A 293-nucleotide genomic window follows, 5' to 3' on the forward strand; every position below is an offset into this window, starting at 1 on the left:
GCTACGAGGATTACTCAAACATAGGTATGAAAATAGCCCTTTTAAAGCAATTAATGATTTGTATCCAAATCAGTTCAAAGAATGGGAATTTGGTATGACTCCTTTAAATTTTTGGACTAAAGAAAAAGCATTAACAATTTTGAAATGGATTATTGAGGAAAAAGAGGGCCTTTCACAAGAAAAGCTCTTAGAATTATACGGGAAAAAATGGTTGAAAAAAAATAAGCTTAGTGCACCTCTGGCTATGTATTGGAATAGTAGCCCGTATGCAATGATTAATGATCTTTATCCAG

General features: G+C 32.8%; 1 protein-coding gene. It reads left to right on the forward strand.

The features are described from left to right. On the forward strand, window positions 1–293 hold a 293-nt coding region (locus MR107_RS30670), incomplete at both ends, for a DUF4046 domain-containing protein (protein ID WP_472926413.1).

This window comes from Bacillus cereus group sp. BfR-BA-01441, from assembly GCF_022663075.1.
In the GTDB taxonomy this organism is placed as follows: Bacteria; Bacillota; Bacilli; order Bacillales; family Bacillaceae_G; genus Bacillus_A; species Bacillus_A cereus.